The sequence below is a fragment of the Solimonas aquatica genome (assembly GCF_900111015.1).
In the GTDB taxonomy this organism is placed as follows: domain Bacteria; phylum Pseudomonadota; class Gammaproteobacteria; order Nevskiales; family Nevskiaceae; genus Solimonas; species Solimonas aquatica.
This window is the reverse complement of record NZ_FOFS01000005.1, coordinates 144,537-168,390: the sequence shown is the minus strand read 5'-3', so window position 1 is coordinate 168,390 and position 23,854 is coordinate 144,537. Positions and strand designations below refer to the sequence as shown.

At 66.8% G+C, this 23,854-nt stretch carries 22 protein-coding genes; 12 read left to right on the top strand and 10 right to left on the bottom strand.

Going from position 1 to position 23,854, the window contains the following annotated elements:
• Positions 1-51 precede the first annotated feature (51 nt).
• The 4 genes from BMY12_RS07915 to BMY12_RS07900 are packed head-to-tail and all read left to right on the top strand — an operon-like array spanning position 52 to position 4,695.
• Entirely contained in the window at positions 52-528 is a 477-nt protein-coding gene (locus tag BMY12_RS07915) for a MarR family winged helix-turn-helix transcriptional regulator (protein ID WP_093284249.1), read from the top strand.
• Positions 525-1,976 (top strand): efflux transporter outer membrane subunit, encoded by a 1,452-nt coding sequence (locus BMY12_RS07910; protein ID WP_093284246.1) that lies wholly within the window; start codon positions 525-527, stop codon positions 1,974-1,976. Before BMY12_RS07915 ends, BMY12_RS07910 begins: the two co-directional genes overlap by 4 nt.
• Positions 1,973-3,148: an HlyD family secretion protein gene (locus tag BMY12_RS07905; RefSeq protein ID WP_093284243.1), complete on the top strand. Its 1,176-nt coding sequence runs from the start codon at positions 1,973-1,975 to the stop codon at positions 3,146-3,148. The genes BMY12_RS07910 and BMY12_RS07905 overlap by 4 nt, the downstream gene beginning before the upstream one ends.
• A 53-nt stretch (positions 3,149-3,201) precedes the next feature.
• Positions 3,202-4,695, top strand: a complete 1,494-nt coding sequence (locus BMY12_RS07900) for a DHA2 family efflux MFS transporter permease subunit (protein ID WP_093284588.1) — start codon at positions 3,202-3,204, stop codon at positions 4,693-4,695.
• Here BMY12_RS07900 and BMY12_RS07895 read toward each other — a convergent pair whose 3' ends face one another.
• The 3 genes from BMY12_RS07895 to BMY12_RS07885 form a co-directional block, all read right to left on the bottom strand.
• Entirely contained in the window at positions 4,696-5,484 is a 789-nt protein-coding gene (locus BMY12_RS07895; protein WP_093284240.1) for an undecaprenyl-diphosphate phosphatase, read from the bottom strand.
• Positions 5,485-5,552: 68 nt separating this feature from the next.
• A complete protein-coding gene (locus BMY12_RS07890; RefSeq protein ID WP_093284238.1) occupies positions 5,553-6,596 on the bottom strand; it encodes a bifunctional transcriptional activator/DNA repair enzyme AdaA in 1,044 nt (347 codons plus the stop codon).
• 62 nt (positions 6,597-6,658) lie between these two features.
• Positions 6,659-7,444, bottom strand: a complete 786-nt coding sequence (locus BMY12_RS07885) for an NRDE family protein (RefSeq protein ID WP_218140122.1) — start codon at positions 7,442-7,444, stop codon at positions 6,659-6,661.
• A 44-nt stretch (positions 7,445-7,488) separates the two neighbouring features.
• Between BMY12_RS07885 and BMY12_RS07880 the strand changes: the two genes are divergently transcribed.
• From BMY12_RS07880 to ppk1, 3 genes are read left to right on the top strand one after another with little or no spacing between them, the layout of a single operon-like run.
• On the top strand, positions 7,489-8,382 hold the full coding sequence (locus BMY12_RS07880; RefSeq protein ID WP_093284235.1) for an EcsC family protein: 894 nt from the start codon (positions 7,489-7,491) through the stop codon (positions 8,380-8,382).
• Positions 8,342-9,145 carry an alpha/beta fold hydrolase gene (locus BMY12_RS07875; RefSeq protein ID WP_093284233.1) on the top strand — a complete coding sequence of 268 codons (804 nt, stop codon included), beginning with the start codon at positions 8,342-8,344 and terminating at the stop codon, positions 9,143-9,145. Before BMY12_RS07880 ends, BMY12_RS07875 begins: the two co-directional genes overlap by 41 nt.
• Positions 9,146-9,205: 60 nt before the next feature.
• Entirely contained in the window at positions 9,206-11,272 is a 2,067-nt protein-coding gene (ppk1, locus tag BMY12_RS07870; protein WP_093284230.1) for a polyphosphate kinase 1, read from the top strand.
• 6 nt (positions 11,273-11,278) lie between these two features.
• On the opposite strand, the gene BMY12_RS07865 is transcribed toward ppk1, so the two are convergent.
• On the bottom strand, positions 11,279-12,808 hold the full coding sequence (locus tag BMY12_RS07865; RefSeq protein ID WP_093284228.1) for a Ppx/GppA phosphatase family protein: 1,530 nt from the start codon (positions 12,806-12,808) through the stop codon (positions 11,279-11,281).
• Positions 12,809-13,055: 247 nt separating this feature from the next.
• On the opposite strand from BMY12_RS07865, the gene BMY12_RS07860 reads away from it, so the two are divergent.
• From BMY12_RS07860 to BMY12_RS07850, 3 genes are all read left to right on the top strand, one after another.
• Complete coding sequence (locus BMY12_RS07860; protein ID WP_093284225.1) at positions 13,056-13,397, top strand: c-type cytochrome; 342 nt, start codon at positions 13,056-13,058, stop codon at positions 13,395-13,397.
• 9 nt (positions 13,398-13,406) lie between these two features.
• On the top strand, positions 13,407-13,748 hold the full coding sequence (locus BMY12_RS07855) for a c-type cytochrome (protein WP_093284223.1): 342 nt from the start codon (positions 13,407-13,409) through the stop codon (positions 13,746-13,748).
• Positions 13,749-13,917: 169 nt separating this feature from the next.
• On the top strand, positions 13,918-14,565 hold the full coding sequence (locus BMY12_RS07850) for an outer membrane protein (protein ID WP_093284221.1): 648 nt from the start codon (positions 13,918-13,920) through the stop codon (positions 14,563-14,565).
• Positions 14,566-14,740: 175 nt separating this feature from the next.
• Here BMY12_RS07850 and rpoD read toward each other — a convergent pair whose 3' ends face one another.
• From rpoD to rpsU, 4 genes are all read right to left on the bottom strand, one after another.
• Positions 14,741-16,633 carry an RNA polymerase sigma factor RpoD gene (rpoD, locus tag BMY12_RS07845; RefSeq protein ID WP_093284218.1) on the bottom strand — a complete coding sequence of 631 codons (1,893 nt, stop codon included), beginning with the start codon at positions 16,631-16,633 and terminating at the stop codon, positions 14,741-14,743.
• An 84-nt stretch (positions 16,634-16,717) separates the two neighbouring features.
• Positions 16,718-18,508, bottom strand: coding sequence for a DNA primase (gene dnaG, locus BMY12_RS07840; RefSeq protein ID WP_093284215.1), 1,791 nt, complete (start codon positions 18,506-18,508; stop codon positions 16,718-16,720).
• A 57-nt stretch (positions 18,509-18,565) separates the two neighbouring features.
• Entirely contained in the window at positions 18,566-19,012 is a 447-nt protein-coding gene (locus BMY12_RS07835; RefSeq protein ID WP_093284213.1) for a GatB/YqeY domain-containing protein, read from the bottom strand.
• A gap of 143 nt (positions 19,013-19,155) precedes the next feature.
• Positions 19,156-19,371: a 30S ribosomal protein S21 gene (gene rpsU / locus BMY12_RS07830; protein ID WP_026353118.1), complete on the bottom strand. Its 216-nt coding sequence runs from the start codon at positions 19,369-19,371 to the stop codon at positions 19,156-19,158.
• A 124-nt stretch (positions 19,372-19,495) separates the two neighbouring features.
• Between rpsU and tsaD the strand changes: the two genes are divergently transcribed.
• Both tsaD and folB read left to right on the top strand, forming a co-directional pair.
• Entirely contained in the window at positions 19,496-20,542 is a 1,047-nt protein-coding gene (gene tsaD / locus BMY12_RS07825) for a tRNA (adenosine(37)-N6)-threonylcarbamoyltransferase complex transferase subunit TsaD (protein WP_093284210.1), read from the top strand.
• A 4-nt stretch (positions 20,543-20,546) separates the two neighbouring features.
• Positions 20,547-20,921: a dihydroneopterin aldolase gene (gene folB / locus BMY12_RS07820; RefSeq protein WP_093284208.1), complete on the top strand. Its 375-nt coding sequence runs from the start codon at positions 20,547-20,549 to the stop codon at positions 20,919-20,921.
• Here the strand turns inward: folB and gmhB are convergent.
• Both gmhB and glyS read right to left on the bottom strand, forming a co-directional pair.
• Positions 20,900-21,463: a D-glycero-beta-D-manno-heptose 1,7-bisphosphate 7-phosphatase gene (gene gmhB / locus BMY12_RS07815; protein WP_093284205.1), complete on the bottom strand. Its 564-nt coding sequence runs from the start codon at positions 21,461-21,463 to the stop codon at positions 20,900-20,902. The two genes, folB and gmhB, sit on opposite strands and share 22 nt — an antisense overlap.
• Before the next feature lie 210 nt (positions 21,464-21,673).
• The gene (gene glyS / locus BMY12_RS07810) at positions 21,674-23,746 is read right to left on the bottom strand and encodes a glycine--tRNA ligase subunit beta (RefSeq protein WP_245732404.1); all 2,073 of its coding nucleotides are present in this window, start codon (positions 23,744-23,746) and stop codon (positions 21,674-21,676) included.
• Between the last annotated feature and the right edge of the window lie 108 nt (positions 23,747-23,854).

Sequence of the window (23,854 nt, the reverse complement as noted above, 5' to 3'; positions counted from 1 at the left end):
CGGCATTTGCCTGCCGCAACAATATTTGCCTAAGCAAATATTGTTGCGGCAATGAAATATTACGACCCCAAGCGCTTCCGCTCGCAGGACAGCCTCGGCTATCTGAGCAAGATGGCGCACAGCCTGATGCACGACTGCGCCGACGAGATTCTCGCCGGTCACGAGATCAGCTTCATGCAGTGGATCGCCATGCGCAAACTGCGCGAAGGCCTGGCGCTGACCGCCAGCGAGCTGTGCCGCGCCATGAGCCACGACAATGGCGCGCTGACCCGCATGCTCGACCAGCTGGAAGCACAGGGCTTTTTGCAGCGTCAGCGCAGCGAGGAAGACCGCCGCGTGGTGACGCTCAAGCTCACCGCCAAGGGTGAGCGCAAGCTCGACGAAGTCACCGCCCTGGTGGTCGGCCGCCTCAACGAGGTGCTGGAAAATTTCACGCGCGGCGAACTCGACGAGCTTACGCGCCTGCTCAAGAAGCTGATCGGCAGTCTGCAGGACTGGCGCGCGCAGCGTGATGGAGAAGCCGCATGAAGCCGCAGCGTCTGAGCCTGATTGCCGCCGCTGCGCTGCTGGGCGCCTGCGTGCTGCCGCAGAAGGAAGCACCGCGCACGCAGGCCATCGACACGCAGCAGCTGGGCCTGGCCGGCGCGGCATTCAGCGCGGCGCCCGAAGCCTGGTGGCAGAGCTTTGGCGATGCCCAGCTCGATGCGCTGATCGCCGAGGCGCTGGCACACAATCCTTCGCTGGACGAGGCGCTGGCGCGCATGCGTGGCGCACAGGCGCAGTCGCAGGCCGCCGCTGCCGGCGGCAAGCCGCGTTATGCGCTGGACGGCAGCGTGCAGCGCCAGCGGCTCTCGGAGAACTACATCTATCCGCCGGCCGCCAGCGGCTTCAATCCGCATGGCGGCGGCACCTACTGGTTCGCCGATCTGGGCCTGAATCTCAACTGGGATCTCGACTTCTGGGGGCGGCAGGCCGATCTGCTGCGTCAGGCGCGCGGCGAGCAGCAGGCCGTGGTGCTGGACCACGAAGCCGCACGTCTGGCCCTGGCCGGCGCCATCGCCCAGGCCTACGTCGATCTGCATCGCGCCTACGGTCTGATCGATATCGCCACGCAGAGCCTGACGCAGCGCCAGACGCAGCTGCAGCTTTCGCAGCAGCGCCTGCAGGCTGGACTCGACAACGCGCTGCAGCTGCAGAACGCGCAGGCGCAGCTGGCGCAGGCACAGGTGCAGCTGCAGCAGGCACAGACTGCGCGCGAGCTGGCGGTGCATCGCCTCGCCGCGCTCAGCGGCCATGGCGCGGATGCCTATGCGCAGCTGAAGCGGCCGCAGCTCAAGCTCGACGCGGCCTTGCCCCTGCCCGAGCAGCTGCCCATCGATCTGCTCGCGCACCGGCCCGATGTGCTGGCGGCGCGCGCGCGCGTGGACGCCGCCGGCGCCGGCCGTGACGCCGCCCGGGCGGCCTTCTATCCGGATGTGAGCCTGAAGATTTTTGCCGGCTACCAGTCGGTGGGTCTGGACCAGCTGCTGCAGGCTGCCAGCGCCGGCTACGGCGCCGGGCCGGGTCTGCATCTGCCGCTGTTCGATTCGCAGCGTCTGCGCGCCGATTATCGCGGCGCCACCGCGCAGCTGGATCTGGTGGTGGCGCAATACAACCAGACCGTGCTCGACGCGGTGCGCGATGTCGCCGATCAGCTCAGCCAGGTGAGTTCGCTGGAACAGCAACTCGCCCAGCAGCAGAACCGCGTGCAGGCCGCGCAGCGCGCGCAGCAGCTGGCGCAGCAACGCTATGGCGCGGGCCTGGGCTCACGTCTGCCGGTGCTGGACCTGCAGTTGCAGACCCTGGGCGCGCAGCGCGAGCTGCTCGACAGCAGCTGCCAGCTGATCACCAGCCGCGTCAGCCTGCTGCTGATGCTCGGCGGCAGCTTCCATTCCGACACTCAACAGGCCGCGGTCAGCGGCACGCCCCGCTCATGAACACCACTCCTGCTTCTGGCGCCGCTCCCGCCGCGCCCAATCCGCGTCGCCGCCGTCTGCTGATTCTGGCGGTGGTTCTGCTGCTGGTCTTCGGCGGCTACGGCCTGTGGTGGTTCGTGCATGGCCGCTGGTACGTGAGCACCGACGATGCCTACGTATCCAGCGACATCGTGCAGATCAGCGCCTCGGTCGGCGGCACGGTGCTCAGCGTGGCGGTGGACGACACCCAGCACGTCGAGCGCGGGCAGCTGCTGGTGCAGCTCGATCCGGCCGATGCGCAGCTGGCGCTGGCCGGCGCCGAGGCCGAGCTGGGCCGCACCGTGCGTCAGGTGCGCGCGCTGTTCGCGCAGGCCGACGGTCTGCGTGCGCAGCAGCGCGAGCGCGAGGTGGCGCTGCGCGGCGCGCAGTCCGATCTCAAGCGTCGCGAGGCGGTGTCGGCCGATGGCGCGATCTCGGCCGAGGAACTGACGCATGCCCGCGATCTGGTGGCGCAGCTCAATGCCTCGCTGTCGGCGACGCGCGAGCAGCTGGCCAGCACCACGGCGCAGATCGATCACACCGATGTCGCGCATCATCCGCAGGTGCTCGCCGCCGCCGCGCGCGTGCGCGAAGCGGCGCTGGCCCTGCAGCGCACGCGCATCGTGGCGCCGGTGTCCGGCGTGATCGCGCGGCGCGGCGTGCAGATCGGCGCGCGCATCAATGCCGGTGCGCCGCTGATGGCGGTGGTGCCGCTGGAACAGGCCTGGGTGGACGCCAACTTCAAGGAAGTGCAGCTCAAGGACGTGCGCGTCGGCCAGCCGGTGCGTCTGCACGCGGACTACTACGGCAGCGGCGTGGATTATCACGGTCACGTCGCGGGCCTGGCCGCCGGCAGCGGCAGCGCCTTCGCGCTGCTGCCCGCGCAGAACGCCAGCGGCAACTGGATCAAGATCGTGCAGCGCCTGCCGGTGCGCATCGCGCTGGATGAAAAGCAGCTCAGCGAGCATCCGCTGCGTGTGGGCCTGTCGATGATCGTGGAGATCGACGTGCACGATCAGTCCGGCAGCACCCTGGCCAGGCAGCTGCGCAGCCGTGCCGCGCCGCAGGCGCAGGCCGCCGCGCAGAACGATGCCGAGGTGGAGCAGCACATCCAGGCGATCATCGCCGCCAACAGTGGCAGGTCCGGCGCGTGAGCGCAGGCGCTGCCAGCCCCGCGGCGGGCGCATCGCCGCCGCTGTCGCGCGGCATGATCGCCACGGCGCTGGCCCTGGCGACCTTCATGCAGGTGCTGGACACCACCATCGCCAACGTCTCGATCCCCACCATCGCCGGCAATCTCGGCGTTTCACCCGATCAGGGCACCTGGGTGATCACCTCGTTTGCGGTGGCCAATGGCATCTCGGTGCCGCTCACCGGCTGGCTGATGCAGCGCTTTGGTGTGGTGCGCACCTTCGTGATGTCGGTGCTGATGTTCACGCTCGCCTCGTTTCTCTGCGGCGTGGCCTGGAGCCTGCCCTCGCTGATTCTGTTCCGCGTGCTGCAGGGCGCCACCTCCGGACCGATGATTCCCGGTTCGCAGACCCTGCTGCTGGGCCTGTTTCCGCCGGAGAAGCGCGGCGTGGCGCTGGCGCTGTGGTCGATGACCACGCTGGTGGCGCCGGTCTGCGGCCCCATCCTCGGCGGCTTCATTTCCGACAACTACAGCTGGCCCTGGATCTTCTTCATCAATATCCCGGTGGGGCTGTTCTGCGCCGCGATCTGCTGGCAGGGCCTGCGGCGCAGCGAAACGCCGATGCGCAGGATTCCGGTGGACGTGGTGGGCCTGAGTCTATTGATCGTGTGGGTGGGCTGCCTGCAGATCATGCTCGACACCGGCAAGGATGCCGGCTGGTTCGACTCGCCGCAGATCGTGCTGCTGAGTCTGGTCGCGGGCATCGGCTTTGTCGCCTTCATCATCTGGGAGCTGGGCGAGGCGCATCCCATCGTCGATCTGTCGCTGTTCCGGCGGCGCAATTTCACGCTGGGCACCACGGTGTTCTGTCTGGGCTATGCGGCCTTCTTCGGCGCGGTGGTGCTGCAGCCCTTATGGATGCAGACCTGGGTGGGCTACAACGCCACCTGGGCCGGTCTGGTGGCGGCGCCGGCGGGTCTGGTGGCGGTGGCGGTATCGCCACTGGTGGGGCGCAATATCGCCCGCGTGGACGCGCGCATCTTCGCGTCCATCTCGCTGCTGGCTTATGCGGTCTCGTATTTCATGCGCGCCGGTTACACCGCCGACGCCAGCTTCAGCGCCTTTGTGCTGCCGATGCTGGTGCAGGGTGTGGGCATGGCGACCTTCTTCGTGGCCATGATCAGCATCCTGCTCGACGGCGTGCCGCCGGAGCAGGTGCCGGCGGCCTCCGGTCTGTCGAACTTCCTGCGCATCACCGCCGGCAGCTTCGCGACCTCGATGGTGACCACGCTCTGGGACGATCGCGCCGCCTTTCACCAGACACGCCTGGCGGACACCTCCAGCATTTATCAGCCGCAGCTGCAGCTGCCCTTGCAGCAGCTGCAGAGCCTGGGCCTGGATGCGACACAGGCGCAGGCGGTGCTGGCGCACACGCTTTCGGCGCAGGCCTATCTGAAATCGGCGCTGGATTTCTTCTGGCTGGGCGCCTGGCTGTGTCTGATTCTGGTGGGCGCGGTCTGGTTCACCCGGCGTCCGCAGGGCGGCGCACCCGCCGCTGCCGCCGAGTGATCAGGCCGGCAGCAGCACCAGCAGCGCTGCGCCCAGCGCGATGCGATACCAGGCGAAGACCGTGAAGCGGTGGCTCTGCACATAGCGCAGCAGCCACTTCACGGCGATGAAGGCCACCACCGCCGAGACCAGCAAGCCGAAGCCGAACAGGCTCCAGTTTTCCTGATGCAGGGCGCCGGCCTTGGCCAGTTTCAGGAATTCATACCCGCTGGCGGCGAACATGGTGGGAATGCCGAGCAGGAAGGCGAACTCGGTGGCCTGCGGACGCGAATTCAGCCCCGCCAGCATCGCCGCGAAAATCGTCGCCGCCGAACGGGAGGTGCCGGGAAACACCGCCGCGAGTATCTGCGCGGCACCGACGATCAGCGCGATCTTCCAGGTGAGCTGCGCGGACACCGGCAGGCGTTCGGCATGACGCTCGATCAGCAGGATGGCGATGCCGCCGATGATCAGCGCCCAGGCCACCGGCTGCACGGTCTCGGGCAGGGAAAGGCCCAGCTTCTTGGCGGCCAGACCGCCCACGCAGGTGACCAGAAACGCCGCGCAGAGCTTGGCGATGTAGTCGCGGTTGTCGCGCTGGTGCAGGCCCAGCAGCAGCGTCAGCAGACGCTCGCGATAGATCAGCAGCACGGCGAGCATGGCGCCGGCCTGGATGCCGACATTGAACAGCTCGGAGCGCGCGCCCAGCCAGTGTTCGGCAATCAGCAGATGGCCGGTGGAGGAGATGGGCAGGAATTCGGTGACGCCTTCGATGATGCCCAGCCACAAAACGTCGAGCCACTCGCTCATGTGCGCGTTCTTCCGCCGCCAGAAAGGCCGACAAGGATAAGCCAGCGCGGCTTGCGCCGCGCTTGGCTTCAGAGCGTTACGCCTTCGAGCTCCAGCAGGCGCTGCTTGCGCCACAGGCCGCCGCCGTAGCCGCCGAGCTTGCCGCTCTTGTTTACCACGCGGTGGCAGGGCACGACGATGGCCAGACGGTTCAGGCCGTTGGTGGTGCCCACTGCGCGGCAGGCGCCGGCGCGGCCCACGTGTTGCGCCAGCGCTTCGTAAGACCAGGTCTGGCCGTAGGGAATCGTGAGCAGCGCACGCCACACCGAGCGCTGGAACTCGCTGCCCGGATACACCAGCGGCACGTCGAAGTCGCGGCGCCGGCCCGCGAAGTATTCGTCCAGCTCGCGGCGGATCTGCGTGAGATAAGGATGTTCGCCCGGCACGATGGCGCAGCCGAAATACCGGCGCAGCGCGTCGAACTGCTTGTCCAGCATGCGCCGCTCGGTGAATTCCAGCAGCAGCAGGCCCTGATCATTGGCCGCCGCCACCAGCGGGCCCAGCGGGCTGTCCAGCCAGGCCAGACGGATCGGCTCCGCCGTCGCCTTGCCCGGTGCGTCGCCGAAGGTCTTGCCGTAGGCGGCGCGAAAACCGCTGGCCGAAGCAAAGCCACTGCCCAGGGCGATGTCCTCGACACGATGGCCCTGGCGGATGTCATGAAAGGCGGTACTCATGCGACGTCCTCTGCAATAGGCGGCGAAGCTCATGCCGTAATGGTTCTGGAAAAAGCGCCGCACGCGTGCCGGGTCCAGGCCGCGGGCGCGCAGCTGATATTCGCGGATCGGCGTGCCCGGATCGCGCTCGATGGCTTCGATCAGCTGGGCCGCCCAGGCCGGCGGCTTGCCCGGCGCTTCCAGCGGCCGGCAGCGCTTGCAGGGACGGTAGCCGGCGAAGCTGGCCTGCCTGGGCGTGGCGAAGAATTCGACATTGCGCGGCAAGGGTTTCTTCGCGCGGCAGGAGGGCCGGCAGAAGATGCCGGTGGTCTTCACGCCCAGGTAGAACACGCCGTCATAGCTGGCATCGGAAGCCAGATAGGCGCGGGTCATTTCCGGGGCGGCGGGCAGCTGGGGCATGGCGGAATGCTAGTCGTGCGCGTGCACGGCGCGCCAGCAAAAAAACGACAAACAATTCGGTCTTAGGCGGGCAGCAGCGCCAGCGTCTGCTGCGTCTCGCCCTGCGCCACGCCCTCCGGCCCGAAGCGGCGTTCGATGAAATGCGCACGATGCGCGTGGTCGATGCACAGCACGGTGCTGGCGCGCGTGCCGTACTCGGCGCCGCGGATGAAGGCCGGCGAGAGAAAGCGCTCGCGCTCCAGGCCCACGCCGGTGTCGGGCAGTTCGAAGGACTCGGCCTCGCGCGGATCGGCCAGCGCCGTGAACAGCGCCTGGGGGTCTTGTTCGCCCCGCGCGCACCAGCGCGCGAGCGCGGCCTTGAGGTGCAGCAGCTTGGGCCAGGGTGTGTCCAGGCTGGCATTGCTCACCGCGTGGATGCCGGGTGCCAGCGGCGCGCTGCGATACAGCGGCGCATTGCTGGCGTAGTGCGCGCCTTGCGCATCGCCCAGCAGCAGGTTGAAGCCGGCGTAGCGCGGCGCCCGTGGCGCGAGCGTGTCCGCCCACTGCGCGGGATTCAGCGGCTCGCGCAGATAGCCGGCCACCAGCTCGCCGCGCGAGGGCGCATCTGGATCGCGCGGCTCCATGCGCCGCACATTGGTCACCGCCGCCCAGCGGCCGTCGCGATGCAGGGCCAGCCAGCCGCCGCCCTGCAGCAGATCGCGACCGCCGAAAATCAGCGGCGCATCGTCCCAGCTCGCGGCCGGCGCGGTGGGGCGGGCGTGGAATTCATCGCGATTGGCGGCCAGCACCAGGCGGTAGCGCGGGTGCGCATTCAGGGCGAGGGCGATCAGGCACATGGCGCGCAGCATAACGGGCTTGCGCCACGCGCGGCGTTTCCGGCTACAGTCCTGCCATGAGCGCAAGCAAGAAACGCGAGAGCTACGAGCAGCAGCAGTGGCGCGAGCTGCAGCGCTGGCTGAACGATCAGCCGGACTGGGGCACGCGGGTGATGGCGCCGCCTTCGCGCATTGCCGCCTATGCCGCGCAGCATCTGGTGCCGGTGGCGGCGCTGCGCGCGGTGCTGCGCGGCGCGGATCAGGCGGCGTCCTGGAGCGCGGCGCAGCGTGATGTATTGCGCGCCGCCGGCGTGGACACGCTGGCGGCGATGGCGCAACTGCCGCTGTCCGACTGCGACCGTCAGGCGCGGCGCGTGGAATGGCGCGCCATGGCCCTGGCCGGCAGCAGCGGCACGCTGTTCGGCGTGGCCGGTGCGGCGGGCATGGTGGTCGACGTGCCCACGCTGCTGACGCTGGCGCTGCGCACCATCCATCGCAGCGCCTTCTGCTACGGCGAGGACTGGCGCGGCGAGTCCGGGCAGAGCCTGGCCATCGGCGTGTTCGCGCTGGCCTCGGCCAATTCCCTGGAAGAAAAACAGAGCGCCTGGCAGGCGCTGCAAGAGGGCGGCGAACTCTATGAAGCCGCCTGGCGCGACGGCGTGGAGCGTGTCGCCGAACGCGAGCTGGCCAAGGAGGCCGCGCAGCTGAGCCTGAAGACCCTGGCGCAGCGCGTGGGCCTGAACCTGGGCCGGCGCAAGGCGCTTGGCGTGATGCCGGTGCTGGGCGCGGTGCTCGGCGGCGCGGTCAACGCCGGCTATCTGCGCGATGTCGCCAAGGTGGCGCGCTACGCGCTGCAGTACCGCTGGCTGCAGCAGCATCAGCCCGAGCTGCTGGCCCGCCACCAGAAAAACAGCAAGAAGGAGAAAGCCCATGCCGCAGGTGCAGCTGAACGGTCAGACGATCCAGTTTGAAGATACCGGCGGGCCGGGCCTGCCGGTGCTGTTCAGTCACGGCTTTCTGATGGATCAGGAGATGTTCGCCGCGCAGCGCGAGGCCCTGCGCGGCGAGTTTCGCGTGATCAGCTGGGACCAGCGCGGCTTCGGCCGCAGCGAGTTCGACGGCCAGCCCTTCACCTACTGGGATTCGGCGCGGGACGCGCTGGCGCTGCTGGATCACTTGCAGATCGAACGCGCGGTGCTGGCCGGCATGTCGCAGGGCGGTTATCTGTCGCTGCGGGCGGCGCTGCTGGCGCCGCAGCGCGTGCAGGCCCTGGTGCTGATCGACACGCAGGCCGGCCCCGAGCACGAGGACAAGCGCGCCGCCTACCGGCAGCTGCTCGACACCTGGGCCAGCGTCGGGCCGGTCGATGCGCTGGCGCAGACCATCGCCACCATCATCATCGACGATCCGGCGGAGAACGCGCGCTGGATCGCCAAGTGGCGGGCGCGTCCGCATGCGACGATCCGTGAGCCGGGCCGCTGCCTGCTGGAGCGCGATGATCTGCGGCCGCGGCTGAGTGAGATCCGCTGCCCGGCCCTGGTCATCCACGGCAGCCGCGATACCGCCATCGAGCCGGCGCAGGCCCAGGCCCTGCGCGAGGGCCTGCCGCGCGGCGAGGGCGTGGTGCTGATCGAAGGCGCCGCCCATGCCGCCAATCTCACCCATCCACAGGCGGTGAATCTGCCGCTGCTGGCCTTTTTGCGGCGCATCGCTGCCGCCGGGCCGGCCTTGTAACCTGCGATTCATCCGGCTGTCATAGACTGAATCCCCGTTTTTGCCGCAGCAGACCGGATCATGAGCAACGCCCCGCCGGAGCTGGAATTCCAGCCCGCCGATCTTTACCTCAACCGCGAACTCTCGCTGCTGGAATTCAATCGCCGGGTGCTGGCGCAGGCCCTGGACGAGGCCGTGCCGCTGCTGGAACGCCTGAAGTTCCTGTGCATCTCCAGCGCCAATCTCGATGAGTTCTTCGAGATCCGCGTCGCCGGCCTGCAGCAGATGGCCGAGCTCAACCCCGGCAATCGCGGCGCCGATGGCCTGAGCCCCGCCGAAACCCTGGTGGCCATCGCCAGCCGCGCGCATGCCCTGGTCGCCGAGCAGTACCGGGTGTTCAACGAGGTGCTGATTCCGGCGCTGGAGAAGGAAAAGATCCGCTTCGTGCGGCGCAGCGAATGGACCGCCGAGCAGGATGGCTGGCTGCGCCAGTATTTCCAGAACGAGCTGCTGCCGGTGCTCTCGCCCATCGGCCTGGATCCCGCGCATCCCTTTCCGCGCATTCTCAACAAGTCGCTGAACTTCATCGTCCAGCTCTCCGGCAAGGATGCCTTCGGCCGCAACACCGGTTACGCCATCGTGCAGGCGCCGCGTGCGCTGCCGCGTCTGATCCAGATTCCGCGCGAGGTGGCTGGCAGCGGACCGTACGACTTCGTGTTCCTGTCCAGCGTCATTCACGCCTATGTGGACGAGCTGTTCCCCGGCATGGAGGCCAGCGGCTGCTACCAGTTCCGCCTCACGCGCAATTCCGATCTGCTGGTGGACGAGGAAGAAGCCAAGGATCTGATGGAGGCCCTGGAAGGCGAACTGTCGCAGCGCCAGTGGGGCGATATCGTGCGTCTGGAAGTGGCGCACAACTGTCCGGAACAACTCTGGCGCTATCTGATGGAGGTGGCGCAGCTCAATGTCGAGGACGTCTACCAGGTCAACGGCCCGGTGAACCTGCATCGCCTGATGGCGATTCCCGATCTGATCGATCGCAACGATCTGAAGTACGCGCCCTTCAATCCGCGCGTGCCCAAGGCCCTGGCCGGCGATCTGTTCGCCGCGATGCGCGAGCGCGATCAGCTGCTGCATCACCCTTACGATGCCTTCGCGCCGGTGGTGGAGTTCCTGCGTCAGGCCGCGCGCGATCCCAAGGTGCTGGCGATCAAGCAGACCCTGTATCGCACCGGTGATCGCTCGGCCATCGTCGATGCCCTGGTGGAAGCCGCCAGCGCCGGCAAGGAAGTGACGGTGGTGGTGGAGCTGCGCGCGCGCTTCGACGAGGCCAACAACATCGACCTCGCCGAAAAGCTGCAGGACGTGGGCGCGCACGTGGTCTACGGCGTGGTCGGCTACAAGACCCACGCCAAGATGTGCCTGGTGGTGCGTCGCGAGGACACCGGCGCGCTGCGCAACTACGTGCACCTGGGCACCGGCAACTACCATCCGCGCACCGCGCGCCAGTACACCGATTACGGCCTGTTCACCGCCGACGCCGCCATCGGCAAGGACGTGCACGCGGTGTTCCTGCAGCTCACCAGTCTGGGCAAGGTCACCAAGCTCAACCGTCTGCTGCAATCGCCGTTCACCCTGGCCAAGCAGCTGCACGCCAAGATCGAACGCGAGATCGAGAACGCGAAGAAGCACAAGCCGGCGCAGATCATCGCCAAGATGAACTCGCTGGTGGAGGCCGAGATGATCCAGGCACTCTACCGCGCCTCGCAGGCCGGGGTGCAGATCGAGCTGATCGTGCGCGGCATGTGCTCGCTGCGGCCCGGCGTGAAGGGGCTGTCGGAAAACATCCGCGTGCGCTCGGTGGTGGGGCGTTTTCTGGAACACCACCGTGTGTACTACTTCGCCAACGGCGGTGAGGCCGAGATGTATCTGTCCAGTGCCGACTGGATGGAACGCAATCTGTTCAAGCGCGTGGAAGTGGCCTTCCCGGTGCTCGACAAGAAGCTGCGCGAGCGCATCCTGATCGATCTGCAGGCGTATCTGGCCGACAGCGCGCAGAGCTGGCTGCTGCAGGCCGACGGCTCGTATCAGCGTCCGGAGAAGATCGAAGGCAAGCCGGTGCAGCAGCGCCTGATGGAAGAAGGCTGAGCGCTTTCAGGCCAGCCGCAGTTTCATCGGCAAGGTTTCCAGATGGGCCGCTTCGCGCTCCAGATCGGCGCGCGTCAGCGGATGCTCGTCCAGCCAGTGCTTGCGCGTGAACTGCAGGTCCAGGGTCCGGCGCGTGGCCTGCACCCGCAGCGGCGGTTTCAGATCGGCGGCGCGCGAGCGGTGCAGCAGATAGGCCAGGCGCAGGATCATCGCCAGATAGCGCAGCGGCTCCACCCAGTTCTGCGGCAGCTCGGCCAGCGCACCGGCCGCGAACTTGCCGCGATGCAGGCGCACCAGGGCCGCGAGCGCTTTCTGATCGGTCTGTGAAAAGCCGGCCAGATCGCTGTGGCGGACGATGTATTCGCCATGCTTGTGGTAGCCGTTGTGGGTGATCACCAGCCCCACCTCGTGCAGGCGCGCCGCCCAGCGCAGGAACTGTCCGGCCAGATGCGGTTCCAGATCCCAGGCCTCGCCGACCTGATCGAGAATCTGAAGCGCGGTGCGCTCCAGATTTTCCGCCTGCACCAGATCCACGCCGTAGCGCTCGGCCATGCTCGCCACCGCCTGCTCGCGCACATCGTGATCGCTCAGGCGGCCGATCAGATCGTAGAGCAGGCCCTCGCGCAGGGCGCGGTCGGAGGTTTCCATGCGGCGGATGTCGAGCGTGTCGAACACGCCGGCCAGCACCGCCAGGCCGCCGATGAACACCGGACGCCGGTCTTCGCGCAGCCCGGGAAAGTCGATGTCGCCGATGTCCTTGCGCTTGAGCGCCAGCGCGATCACCTGCTCCAGGCCTTCGCGCGTGAGGTGCTCGTCGCTCCAGCCCTGCTCCTTCATCACCCGCCAGATGCCACGGATGGTGCCGGAGGAGCCGATGGCGACATCCCAGCCCGCCTTGCGATACGGCTGCTGCAGGAATTCCAGTTCCACGCCGGCGGCCAGGCGCGCGCGCTTGAAGCGCGCCTCGCTGATGCGGCCGTCCTCGAAGAATTTGCGCGTGTGCACCACGCAGCCCAGCGACACCGATTCCATCAGCCGGGGTTCTTCGCCGCGGCCGATGATCAGCTCGGTGCTGCCGCCGCCGATGTCCACCACCAGGCGACGCGGATGCGCGCGGCCGCGGCCGTGAATCACGCCGCGATAGACCAGGCGCGCTTCTTCCAGGCCGGCGATGATTTCGATGGAGTGGCCCAGCGCCGCCTCGGCTTCGGCGTGGAAGCCGCTGTTGGCGGCGAGCTTGCGCATGGTGTTGGTGCCCACCGCGCGCACATGCGCGGCGGGAATGCCGCGCAGACGTTCGCCGAAACGCCGCAGGCAGTTCAGCGCGCGCTGCGCCACGTCAGTGCGCAGATTGCGGCTGCCACCACCGTCCAGGCCTTCGGCCAGACGCACCGGTTCGCGCAAGCGGTCGATCACCTGCAGTTCGCCGCCGCTCATGCGCGCGACCAGCATGTGAAAGCTGTTGGAGCCCAGGTCGATGGCCGCGAACTCCTGGCCGCTCAGGCGCGGGGCTGGACGCAAGCGACGCTTCAGCATGCGCCCGGCCTGCGGCAATACGTAGGGAGGAAGGCCGGAGCGTCGCGCATCAGCGTGGCAGGCGTAAGGAGAGCGGGAATGCGGCGCAGGTTAACAGGTGGATGATGACGGACTCCAGCGCGGCCGGTCCGCTGCTAGGACAAAGCCCGCCCCGGCGCGTTGACCGGGAGCAACATTTCCCCGAACATAACGCGGCTTTCATGCCGCTTCGGTCCGATTCAAACGATACGTCTGGGGAGTCTTCGCTATGAAATTCGCGCTTCGGGGCTTGTTGGCCCTGACCGCCCCGCTGGCGGTGGCGCTGTTCGCGCCGGTCGCGCAGGCCGCGGCGGGTAATGTCGATGCCGGCCGCGTCAAGGCCAACACCTGCATGGGATGCCACGGCATTCCCAAGTACAACAATGTCTATCCCACTTACCGCGTGCCCAAGATCGGCGGTCAGTCGGCGGAATACATTGGCGCGGCGCTGACGGCCTACAAGTCCGGTGAGCGTAGTCACGGCACCATGCATGCCCAGGCTGCTTCGCTGTCGGATCAGGACATCGCCGACATCGCCGCCTTCATCGCCACCGCGCCGAAGCACCCGTAAAGGATCGTCATGAAGCAGCTCATCACCTACGCTCTCCTCGGCCTGCTGCCCGCCACGGCGGCGCTGGCGGCCGAATCGGTCGCCGCTCCGGAAAAGGCCGCGATCTGCTCCGCCTGTCATGGTCCCAACGGCGCCAAGCCGATTGCACCCACTTATCCGGTGCTGGCCGGCCAGTACGACAACTACCTGGAACGCGCGCTGCACGACTACAAGAGCGGCGCACGCAAGAATCCGATCATGGGCGCCCAGGCCGCAGGCCTGAGCGATGCCGAGATCAAGGCGCTGGCGAACTACTTCTCGCTGCAGGACAGCCCGCTGTATACGCCGACTGTGCACTCGGGCACGAAATAATCGGCGTAGCTACATCGCTGGGCAAAAACAGGCGCCGCAAGGCGCCTGTTTCGTCTTCGGTGCTCTGCGCAGGCGGTTAAACTATTCGCCTTGTGTTCAGCTGTGCGATCTAGACTCCAATAACCCGATGCCCGGACAGGGCACGCATTTGTCAACGAGGGAAGTCCGAATGAACAAGAAGCTGTGGCTGTTGCCTCTGCTGTCCCTGCCCTGCGCCGCGATGGCTGCCCCGGGTTATCAGGTTCCGCCGATCGGCGTGGACCTTTACTACATCCCGCAGACCAAGCTCGAAGCCACCGATGCCTTCAGCGGCCTCACCGCCGATGATGATGGCGATGGTTTCGGCGCGCGCATCACGGCGCCGCTGGCCAACACCGGCCTGCGTTTCAATGCCGAGTATCAGTCCTCCAAGCTCAGCGACAGCGATATCGACGTCGATCAGCTGCGCATCGGCGGCAGCTGGATGACGCCGGGCCCGGTCCGCTTCGGCGCGGTGGGCGAGTACATCGATCTGACCCTGGATGCCAACGGCAACGGCAAGTCCGAGCTGACGGGCTTTGGCGTGCATGGCCGTGTGGAAGTGGATCTGCCGCCGATGCTCTCGCTGTACGGTCAGGTGGGCTATGTGAACCTGGATGACAACGGCACCGTGGACGGCGTGGAGTTCACCGTCGGCGGCCTGCTGCAGCTCAACCGCCAGTTCGGCGTGTTCGCGGACTACCGCGAGTCCGACCTGGAAGACGAGAACAGCAACAAGCTCAACATCAGCGACGCCCGCGTCGGTGTGCGCCTGCTGTTCGGCCCCGGCGTCTACTGATCGCCGCGCTGCAAGCGAGCATGAAAAAGCCCCGCAATCGCGGGGCTTTTTCTTTGCGCCCTGGCTTACTCGTCGAGGAAGCTGCGCAGAGTGAGGCGGGGCTTTCAAGGAATGCCAGTGGCATTCCTTGCCCGGCGAACGCCTGGGGCTGGGGCCCCCCAGGCCGATCACCGCACTACTCGTCGAGGAAGCTGCGCAGATAATTCGCGCGGCTCGGATGACGCAGCTTGCGCAGCGCCTTGGCCTCGATCTGGCGGATGCGCTCGCGGGTGACATCGAACTGCTTGCCGACCTCTTCCAGGGTGTGGTCGGTGTTCATGTCGATGCCGAAACGCATGCGCAGCACCTTGGCCTCGCGCGGCGTCAGCGAGCCGAGGATCTGGTGCGTGGCCTCGGCCAGGGACTGCGCGGTGGCAGCTTCCTGCGGCGACACGGCGGCGGTGTCTTCGATGAAATCGCCGAGGTGCGAATCCTCGTCGTCGCCGATCGGCGTCTCCATGGAGATCGGTTCCTTGGCGATCTTCAGCACCTTGCGGATCTTGTCCTCGGGCATCTCCATCTTCTTGGCCAGCTCTTCGGGCGTGGGTTCGCGGCCCATTTCCTGCAGCATCGTGCGGCTGATGCGGTTGAGCTTGTTGATGGTTTCGATCATGTGCACCGGGATGCGGATGGTGCGCGCCTGATCGGCGATGGAACGGGTGATGGCCTGACGGATCCACCAGGTGGCGTAGGTGGAGAACTTGTAGCCGCGGCGGTATTCGAACTTGTCCACCGCCTTCATCAGGCCGATGTTGCCTTCCTGGATGAGGTCCAGGAACTGCAGGCCGCGATTGGTGTACTTCTTGGCGATGGAGATCACCAGACGCAGGTTGGCCTCCACCATTTCCTTCTTGGCGCGGCGGGCCTTGGCCTCGCCGACGTTCATGCGGCGGTTGATGTCCTTGATCTCGTCGAGCGCGATCAGGTTGTCGCCTTCCATCTTGCGCAGGTGTTCCTGCAGCGCATAAATCTCTTCCTGGCGGGCATTGAGCTCGGAGGAATACTTGCGCTTGGCGCGGATCAGCTTCTGCACCCAGTCCGGGCTGGTGGAGCCATTGCTCTCGCGGTAGACCTTGAGGAATTCCTCGCGCGACATGCCGGCGTCCACCACGCAGATGCGCATGATGGCCTTCTCGGTGTTGCGGATGACTTCGATCTTGGCGCGCAGGTTCTGCGTGATCTCGTCGACGATCTTCGGCGAGAGCTTGAAGGTCATGATGTGCGTGGCCACCGCCTCGCGCTTGGCCTGCGTTTTGGGGTGCGCGCTGCCGAGCTTGACCAGGGCGTCCCAGGCCTTGTCGTAGAGGCGCTGCAGCTCGGCGAAGTTCTCGGCGGTGATCACCGGGTCCGGACCGGTGTCGACGGTTTCTTCCTCTTCACCGTCGCCGCTTTCCTCTTCTTCCTCTTCCTCTTCCTCGGGCAGCTCTTCCGGCAGTTCCGGCGCGGCCTCTTCCACGGCATTGGGGTCGAAGAAGCCGGTGACGATGTCCGCCAGACGCTTCTTGCCGAGCTTGGAGTTCTCGTAGGACTCCAGCAGGATGGCCACCGTCTCCGGGTACTGCGCCATGGCGAACATGGCTTCGTTCAGGCCTTCCTCGATACGCTTGGCGATACGGATTTCGCCTTCGCGGTCCAGCAGCTCCACGCTGCCCATCTCGCGCATGTACATGCGCACCGGGTCGGTGGTGCGGCCGAACTGATCGTCCAGCGCGGCAATCGCGGCGGCGGCTTCTTCCGCCGCGTCTTCCTCTTCCTCGTTGGTGGCCACCACCGCCGGTTCGGAGAACAGCTGCTCTTCTTCCTGCGGGGCATCCTCGTGAACCGGGATGCCCATCGCCTGGATCATGCTGATGATGTCTTCGATCTGCTCGGTATCGACGATTTCCGGCAGATGGTCCGCGACGTCGGCGTAAGTCAGATAGGCCTTTTCCTTGCCCAGCGCGATCAGGACCTTGATCTGCGACTGCTTCTGCGCCTGCTTGTCGAGGGCGGAGATTTTTTCGGCTTTCTCGGAATTAATGTTGGCCATGCAATGCTCTTTGAACCAATACGGGCCGCCGGACGAGCGGCGGATAGCGCGGAACTGCGCATTATACAGAAAATCAAGTGGGGTCTAGCGCGGCGATTTTCCAGAGCCACGCGTCCGCTCGGCCAGGGCCCGCCATTCACGGGCCTCGGGTTCGCTCAGGCTGCCGTCCTGTGCCTTGGCCTGTAACTGCCGGCGGCGGGCGGCCAGGGCCTGATCATTTAGATAGTTCAGAACGTCCAGAAATTCCCGCTCCACGGCCTCGTCGCTGGTTTTCGCGGCGAGCGTGGGACCCAGCTGCGGATCGTTCAGGTCGGAAGCCAGCACGCGGCTGATGGCATCGGCTTTTTTGCCCTCGCCCAGAAAGCTCAGCAGCTGCGCGGCACGCGCGCCCGGGTGCAGCTGGAAGAAATCCACCACCTCCAGCAGGAACTCCAGGCCTGGCAATTCGGATTGCAGCAGCAGCTCGACATTGCCGACGCGGTCGGCCAGCTCGGGCTTTTCCAGCAGCAGCTGCAGGGCACGCCGCACCGGTTTGGCGGACACCGGCAGCTGCTCCGGCGTTTTGCCTGCCGGCGCGGGCGCTGCAGCGGCGGCCGGCGTCTCGCTGCCCAGGCTGGCTTCGATGTCCTCGCGGCTCAGGCGCATGCGCCGGCCCAGCTCGTCGATCAGCAGGGTGCGCAGGGTGCCGGCGCGCAGGCGCTGCAGATGCGGCTTGGCCAGGGACAGCAGCTTGGCGCGGCCCTCCAGACTGCCGACATTGGCCTGCTTGAGCAGGGCGTCGAGCAGGAACTGGGAGAGCGGCTGCGCGCGCTCGACTTCCTGGCGGAAGGCCTCGGCGCCGATCTGCTGCACATAGGTGTCCGGGTCCTGGCCTTCGGGCAGGAACATGAACACGCACTCGCGGCCGTCGGCCATTTCCGGCAGCACCTGCTCCAGGGCGCGCCAGGCGGCGGCGCGGCCGGCGCGGTCACCGTCGAAGCAGAACACCACCTTGGCGGTGGACTTGAAGATCAGCTGCAGATGCTCGCGCGTGGTGGCGGTGCCCAGGGTGCCGACCACCTCGCGCACGCCGTACTGCGCCAGCATCACCACGTCCATATAGCCTTCGACCACGATCAGGTACGGCAGCGCGGCCGTGCTGGCGCTGCGCGCTTCATAAAGGCCATAGAGATTGCGGCCCTTGTGGAAGAGCACGGTCTCCGGCGAGTTCAGATATTTGGCCGGATCATTGGCGAGCGTGCGGCCGCCGAAGGCGATCACCCGGCCGCGCGTATCGCGGATCGGGAACATCACGCGGTTGCGGAAGCGGTCATACACCCCCGAGCTGCCCTCGCGCTCGATCAGCAGGCCGGCGTCCAGGGCGTGGCGCTGGTTCTGCAGGAACTGCGTGAGCGCATCCCAGCTGTCCGGCGCATAGCCGATGCCGTAGCGCTTGGCGGTCTCGCCGCTGACGCCGCGCTTCTTCAGGTACTCGATGGCGGTCGGGGCGTGGCGCAGGCGCTCGGTGAAGAAGCGCTGCGCGGCGGCCAGGGCGTCGAGCGGACCGTCCACCACCACGCGCGGCTCATTGCCGCCTTCACGCGGCACTTCCACGCCGGCGCGGCGCGCCAGTTCTTCCACCGCTTCGGGAAAACCCAGGCGGTCGTATTCCATGAGGAAGGTGATCGCCGTGCCGCTCTTGCCGGAGGAGAAGTCGAAGAACATCTGCTTCTGCGGCGAGACGAAGAAGGACGGCGTCTTCTCGTTGGTGAACGGCGAGCGGCCCTTGAATTCCTTGCCGGCGCGCTTGAGTTCCACGCGCGCGCCGATCAGCTCGACGATATCCGTGCGCGCGAGCAGGTCGTGAAGGAAGGCGTCTGGAATCCGGCCGGCCATGACGATGTAAGAGCGGGCTTGCCCGCGACGGTCGCGAGCAGGCTCGCTCCTACAAGATTAGCTCAACTTCGCCTTGATCAGCCCGGAAAGCTTGCCCATGTCGGTACGGCCCTGGGCCTTGGGCTTGATCCAGGCCATGACCTTGCCCATGTCCTTGCCGCCGGCGGCGCCGGTTTCGGCGATGGCCTGCACGATCAGGGCGTCCACTTCCTCGGCGCTGAGTTGCTGCGGCAGATAGGCCATCAGCAGCTGGATTTCGCTGGCTTCCTTGTCGGCCAGTTCGGGACGGCCGCCGGCGCGGAACTGGCTTTCCGAATCGCGGCGCTGCTTGATCATCTTTTCCACCGCCGCCTGCACCACGGCATCGGTCAGCTCGATGGACTCCACGACTTCACGCTGCTTGAGCTCGGCCTGCAGCATGCGCAGCACCGACAGGCGTGCCTTGTCGCCGCCCTTCATGGCGGTCTTGACGTCTTCACTGATGCGGGTCTTGAGATCGGACATGGCGATGGCTTCCGGTGAGATCGATAGAAACGACGAAACCCCGGTTTTGAGGCCGGGGCTTGAAGAGTGCTTCGGACTTGGCACTCGCCGCCTGTCTTCGAGGCGGCGACGTGCGGGTCAGGACGACACTCGCGAATCCGCCTTTAGTAAAGGCGAATGCGCCGGTTCGATTCGCGCTGAACCTTCTTGGCCTGGCGCTTGACCGCGGCGGCGCGCATGCGCTTGCGTTCCTGGCTGGGCTTTTCGAAGTACTCATGCTTGCGCAGGTCGGTCAGGACACCAGCCTTTTCGCAGGTGCGCTTGAAGCGGCGCAGGGCTACTTCGAAAGGCTCGTTGTCGCGAACGCGGACGGAAGGCATGCAATCACTCTCTTTGAAAATTGGACACAAATTGGGCAGACAGGCCCATAAGGGGCGGCGATTCTAGCCTGCGTCGCCGGCGAAGTGCAATCACGTTGCGCGGTCGGATTCGTACAATACGGGTATGACTGCTGCCTCTACCGCCCCGGACCGTCCGATTCTGGGCATCGAAACCTCCTGCGATGAAACCGCCTGCGCCGTGTACGAGGGCGCGCGTGGCCTGCTGGCGCACCGCCTGCACAGCCAGATCCGCCTGCACGCCGAGTACGGCGGCGTGGTGCCGGAACTGGCCTCGCGCGACCACGTCAGCCGCATCCACGAGCTGGTGCGCGGCACCCTGGCCGATGCCGGCCTGCAGCCGCAGGAACTGGGCGGCATCGCCTACACCGCCGGCCCGGGCCTGATCGGCGCGCTGATGGTCGGCGCCTCGCTGGCGGCGGGCATGGCGGCGGCGCTGGGCCTGCCGCTGATCGCCGTGCATCACATGGAAGCGCATCTGCTGGCGCCGATGCTGGAGGAAAACAAACCGGCGTTCCCGTTTCTGGCGCTGCTGGTCTCCGGCGGCCACAGCCTGCTGGTGGCGGTGCGCGGCGTGGGCGAGTACGAGCTGCTGGGCGAAAGCCTGGACGATGCCGTGGGCGAGGCTTTCGACAAGACCGCCAAGCTCCTGGGCCTGCCGTATCCGGGCGGCCCGGAGCTGGCGCGCCTGGCCACGGCCGGCGATGGCCGGCGTTACGACTTTCCCAGGCCGATGACGGATCGCCCGGGCCTGGATTTCAGCTTCAGCGGCCTGAAGACCGCCGTGCTCACCGCGCTGCCCAAGCACGCCAGCGAACAGGACAAGGCCGATCTGGCAGCGTCCTTCCAGGAAGCGGTGACCGACACCCTGGCCATCAAGTGCCAGCGCGCACTCAAGCATTCCGGCTTCAAGCGCCTGGTGGTGGCCGGCGGTGTCGGTGCCAATCTGCGCCTGCGCGAAAAGCTCGGCCTGCTCGCACAGCGCGAGGGCTTTGCGCTGTTCTTCCCGCGCCAGGCTTTCTGCACCGACAACGGCGCGATGATCGCTTACACCGGCTGGGCGCGCCGCGCGCAGGGCCGTCTCGCCACCGCCAGGATTTTCACCACCCCGCGCTGGCCGCTGGCCGAGTTGCGCGCGCCCGAGAGCAGCTAAAGACATGGACAAGGTTTTCATCCGCGGCCTGCAGGTCGAAACCATCATCGGCGTGCACGGCTGGGAGCGGCAGCTGCCGCGCCCGCTGATTCTGCAGCTGGAGCTTGGCGTGGACACCCGCGAGGCCGCCGCCAGTGATCAGGTGCGCGATGCCATCGACTATGACGCGGTCACGCAGCGCGTGAAGAAGATTGCGCAGGATTTCCAGCCGCAGCTGCTGGAAACCCTGGCCGAAAAAATCGCGCGTGAGCTGTTCGACGCCTTTGCCATCCAATCCCTGCGTCTGGCCATCGACAAGCCCGGCGCAGTGGCGGATGTGAAAAGCGTGGGCGTGGAGATCGAACGCCGTCGCGAAGACTACGCGGTCTGCGGACGCTGATCGCCGCCGGTGAGCAGCACGCTCACATAATCGGCGAGGCTGTCGAACACCCGCACGCCGCCAAGCTCGCTTGCGTTCTTGGTTTCCGTTTCGCGGCCGTTGCCGGTGCGCACCAGCACCGGCCGGGCACCGGCGGCGCGTGCGGAGCGGATGTCGCGCAGCGAGTCGCCGACCACGGTGACGTTGTCCAGCGCCACGCCCAGCCGCCTCGCCAAGTCCAGCAGCATGCCCGGCTCGGGCTTGCGCATGACCGTGGGCTGATCGGGATGATCGGGCGCGAAGAACATGCCGTCGATGCGTCCCCCCAGTTCCGCAAGCTGCTTCTGCAGCTTGTCGTTCATCGCGCTGAAGGCGTCGTAGTCGAACAGCTGCTGATTCAGGCCGGACTGATTGCTGGCCACGAACACCCGATAGCCCGCCTGATGCAGACGCGCGATGGCCTCCAGGCTGCCGGGAATCGGCTGCCACTCGGCGGCGGACTTGATGTAGTCGGGCGAGTCTTCGTTGATCACACCGTCTCGATCCAGCACCACGATTTTCATCGGCATCTCATGTAGGGCGGGTTAGCGGCGACAAGCCGCGTAACCCGCCATTGGCAGGTCCATGGTGGGTTACGGCCTTCGGCCTAAGCCACCCTACGCGCCGTGACGCCGTCCCTGGCGTGACTTCATTTCTTGATTGCACCCCGGCCCGGCCATCCTTGGCCGGGCGTTCGCCAACTCAAGGTGCCATTCAAGGCACTTTGAGTTGGCTCACCCCGGTAGCAGGGACAGATCGGCTACGGATCGGCAGGCCGCGTCCAGGCGCTTGAGCAGGGCCAGGCGATTGGCGCGCACGGCCGCGTCTTCGGCGTTGACCATCACGCCTTCGAAGAAGGCATCGACACTCTCGCGCAGCGAGGCGAGGTTCACCAGCTGCTGCGTGTAGTCGCTGACCTGGGCGTTGCGCGCCTCGACTTCGCCGAGCTTGGCGTGCAGGGCCTTTTCCGCCGCGTGCTCGAAGCGCGCGGCATCGATGGTTTCACTCACGGCGCCGGCCTGCTTGAGGATGTTGCGCACGCGCTTGTTGGCGGCGGCGAGATTCGGCGCGGCGGCATTGGCGGCGAAGTGATGCACGGCCAGCACGCGGCGCTGCAGATCCAGGGGCTCGCCGATGTTCATCGCGCGCACCGCCTCGAAGCTCTCCACCGCAATCTCGCGACCGTCCACGCTGCTGCCCACCAGATAGGCGCGCAGACGTTCGAGCACGAAGTCCAGCAGCTCCTGCAGGGTCTTGTCGTCCTTCTTGCCGGCGGGCTGCGCATCCAGCGCGGCTTTCAGCAGCGTGCGCAGATCCAGCGGCAGCTGCGCTTCGATGCAGATGCGCAGCACGCCCAGGGCGGCGCGGCGCAGTGCGTAAGGGTCCTTGCTGGCGGTGGGCTTCTGGCCGATGGCGAAGATGCCGGCGAGCGAGTCGAGCTTGTCGGCCAGGGCCACCAGCTGGCCTTCGCGCGCGGACGGAATCGGCGTGCCCTGCTGCGTGGGCAGGTAATGCTCGCGGATGGCTTGCGCCACGGCCGCCGGCTCGCCGGATTTGGCGGCGTAGTAACCGCCCATCAGGCCCTGCAGCTCGGGGAACTCGTAGACCATCTTGGTGACGAGATCGTTCTTGCACAGCTGTGCGGCGCGCGTGGCGGATGCCGCATCGGTCTTGAGTTCGGCCGCGATCTGTGCGGCGAGCGCTCCGATGCGCGCGACCTTGGCGGCGGTGCTGCCCAAGTCCTTCTGAAACGTAATGCTCGCCAGCTTCTCGCCATACGCCGCCAGCGGCTGCTTCAGATCCTGCTGATAGAAGAACAGCGCATCAGTGAGACGCGGACGCACCACGCGCTCGTTGCCGGCAATCACCTGCGCGACATCGCGCGAGACGATGTTGGCAACGGTGATGAAGGTGTTGGTGAGCTGCGTCATCGCGGCGTCGGCGAACACCGTGAAGTAGCGCTGATTGGTTTCCACCGTGGCCACGATCACTTCCGGCGGCAGCTCCAGGAAGCGCTGCTCGAAATGGCCGGTGATGGCCACCGGCCATTCCACCAGCGCGGTCACTTCATCGAGCAGGTCTTCGGTGATGCGTGCATGACCCTTGAGCTTCGCGGCCTCGGCTTCGATCTGTTTGCGAATCTCCGCCTTGCGTGAGGCCACATCGGCCCAGACGTAAGCCTCCTTCAGCGCTTCGACGTACTCGGCGGGGCTGCGCAGGCTGATCGCGTCCGGTGCGTGGAAGCGGTGGCCGTAGGTCAGCCGGCCGCTGGCAAGGCCGAAACGCTGCAGCGGTACGACCTCGCTGCCGAGCAGGCAGCACAGCCACTGCACCGGACGCACGAAGGTTTCCTCCGAGCTGCCCCAGCGCATGCGCTTGGGCACCAGCTCGTCCATCTGCTTGAGCGTCTCTTCAAAAATCTCGGCGATCAGCGCCGCGGTGGGCTGGCCGGGCGAGGTCTTGGCGAAGTGCAGCTTGCCGTCCTTCTGACCGATCTCGGCAAAGGCCACGCCGCAGGATTTGGCAAAGCCCAGGGCCGCCGGCGTGGGCTGGCCATCCTTGAAGGCCGCGGCCAGCGCCGGGCCGGAGCGTTCCAGGGTCTGGTCGGGCTGGCGCTCGGCCACGGCCTCGATCAGCAGGCCGATGCGCCGGGGCGTGGCCAGGGTGCGGCTGGCGCCTTGCGTCACGCCACGCCGGCGCAGGCCCTCGACCAGGCCGGTCTGCAGCGCCTGCGCCAGGGGCTGCATGTAGCGCGCGGGCAGGTCTTCGGTTCCGAGTTCGAGCAGCAGATCGACAGGCATGGTCATGGGCTGGGCAAAAGAGCGCGCAATTGTCGGGGATTGCTCGGGTTTCGCCAAATGCCGGCAAGGCTCGGGCGTGTCCTGCACATGACCAATGACTATCGAAACAACAGA

Bases quoted from the DNA above. Each gene is read 5' to 3' on its own strand.
- BMY12_RS07915 (WP_093284249.1), top strand. From the start codon at position 52: ATGAAATATTACGACCCCAAGCGCTTCCGCTCGCAGGACAGCCTCGGC.
- BMY12_RS07910 (WP_093284246.1), top strand. From the start codon at position 525: ATGAAGCCGCAGCGTCTGAGCCTGATTGCCGCCGCTGCGCTGCTGGGC.
- BMY12_RS07905 (WP_093284243.1), top strand. From the start codon at position 1,973: ATGAACACCACTCCTGCTTCTGGCGCCGCTCCCGCCGCGCCCAATCCG.
- BMY12_RS07900 (WP_093284588.1), top strand. From the start codon at position 3,202: ATGATCGCCACGGCGCTGGCCCTGGCGACCTTCATGCAGGTGCTGGAC.
- BMY12_RS07895 (WP_093284240.1), bottom strand. From the start codon at position 5,484: ATGAGCGAGTGGCTCGACGTTTTGTGGCTGGGCATCATCGAAGGCGTC.
- BMY12_RS07890 (WP_093284238.1), bottom strand. From the start codon at position 6,596: ATGCCCCAGCTGCCCGCCGCCCCGGAAATGACCCGCGCCTATCTGGCT.
- BMY12_RS07885 (WP_218140122.1), bottom strand. From the start codon at position 7,444: ATGCTGCGCGCCATGTGCCTGATCGCCCTCGCCCTGAATGCGCACCCG.
- BMY12_RS07880 (WP_093284235.1), top strand. From the start codon at position 7,489: ATGAGCGCAAGCAAGAAACGCGAGAGCTACGAGCAGCAGCAGTGGCGC.
- BMY12_RS07875 (WP_093284233.1), top strand. From the start codon at position 8,342: ATGCCGCAGGTGCAGCTGAACGGTCAGACGATCCAGTTTGAAGATACC.
- ppk1 (WP_093284230.1), top strand. From the start codon at position 9,206: ATGAGCAACGCCCCGCCGGAGCTGGAATTCCAGCCCGCCGATCTTTAC.
- BMY12_RS07865 (WP_093284228.1), bottom strand. From the start codon at position 12,808: ATGCTGAAGCGTCGCTTGCGTCCAGCCCCGCGCCTGAGCGGCCAGGAG.
- BMY12_RS07860 (WP_093284225.1), top strand. From the start codon at position 13,056: ATGAAATTCGCGCTTCGGGGCTTGTTGGCCCTGACCGCCCCGCTGGCG.
- BMY12_RS07855 (WP_093284223.1), top strand. From the start codon at position 13,407: ATGAAGCAGCTCATCACCTACGCTCTCCTCGGCCTGCTGCCCGCCACG.
- BMY12_RS07850 (WP_093284221.1), top strand. From the start codon at position 13,918: ATGAACAAGAAGCTGTGGCTGTTGCCTCTGCTGTCCCTGCCCTGCGCC.
- rpoD (WP_093284218.1), bottom strand. From the start codon at position 16,633: ATGGCCAACATTAATTCCGAGAAAGCCGAAAAAATCTCCGCCCTCGAC.
- dnaG (WP_093284215.1), bottom strand. From the start codon at position 18,508: ATGGCCGGCCGGATTCCAGACGCCTTCCTTCACGACCTGCTCGCGCGC.
- BMY12_RS07835 (WP_093284213.1), bottom strand. From the start codon at position 19,012: ATGTCCGATCTCAAGACCCGCATCAGTGAAGACGTCAAGACCGCCATG.
- rpsU (WP_026353118.1), bottom strand. From the start codon at position 19,371: ATGCCTTCCGTCCGCGTTCGCGACAACGAGCCTTTCGAAGTAGCCCTG.
- tsaD (WP_093284210.1), top strand. From the start codon at position 19,496: ATGACTGCTGCCTCTACCGCCCCGGACCGTCCGATTCTGGGCATCGAA.
- folB (WP_093284208.1), top strand. From the start codon at position 20,547: ATGGACAAGGTTTTCATCCGCGGCCTGCAGGTCGAAACCATCATCGGC.
- gmhB (WP_093284205.1), bottom strand. From the start codon at position 21,463: ATGAAAATCGTGGTGCTGGATCGAGACGGTGTGATCAACGAAGACTCG.
- glyS (WP_245732404.1), bottom strand. From the start codon at position 23,746: ATGACCATGCCTGTCGATCTGCTGCTCGAACTCGGAACCGAAGACCTG.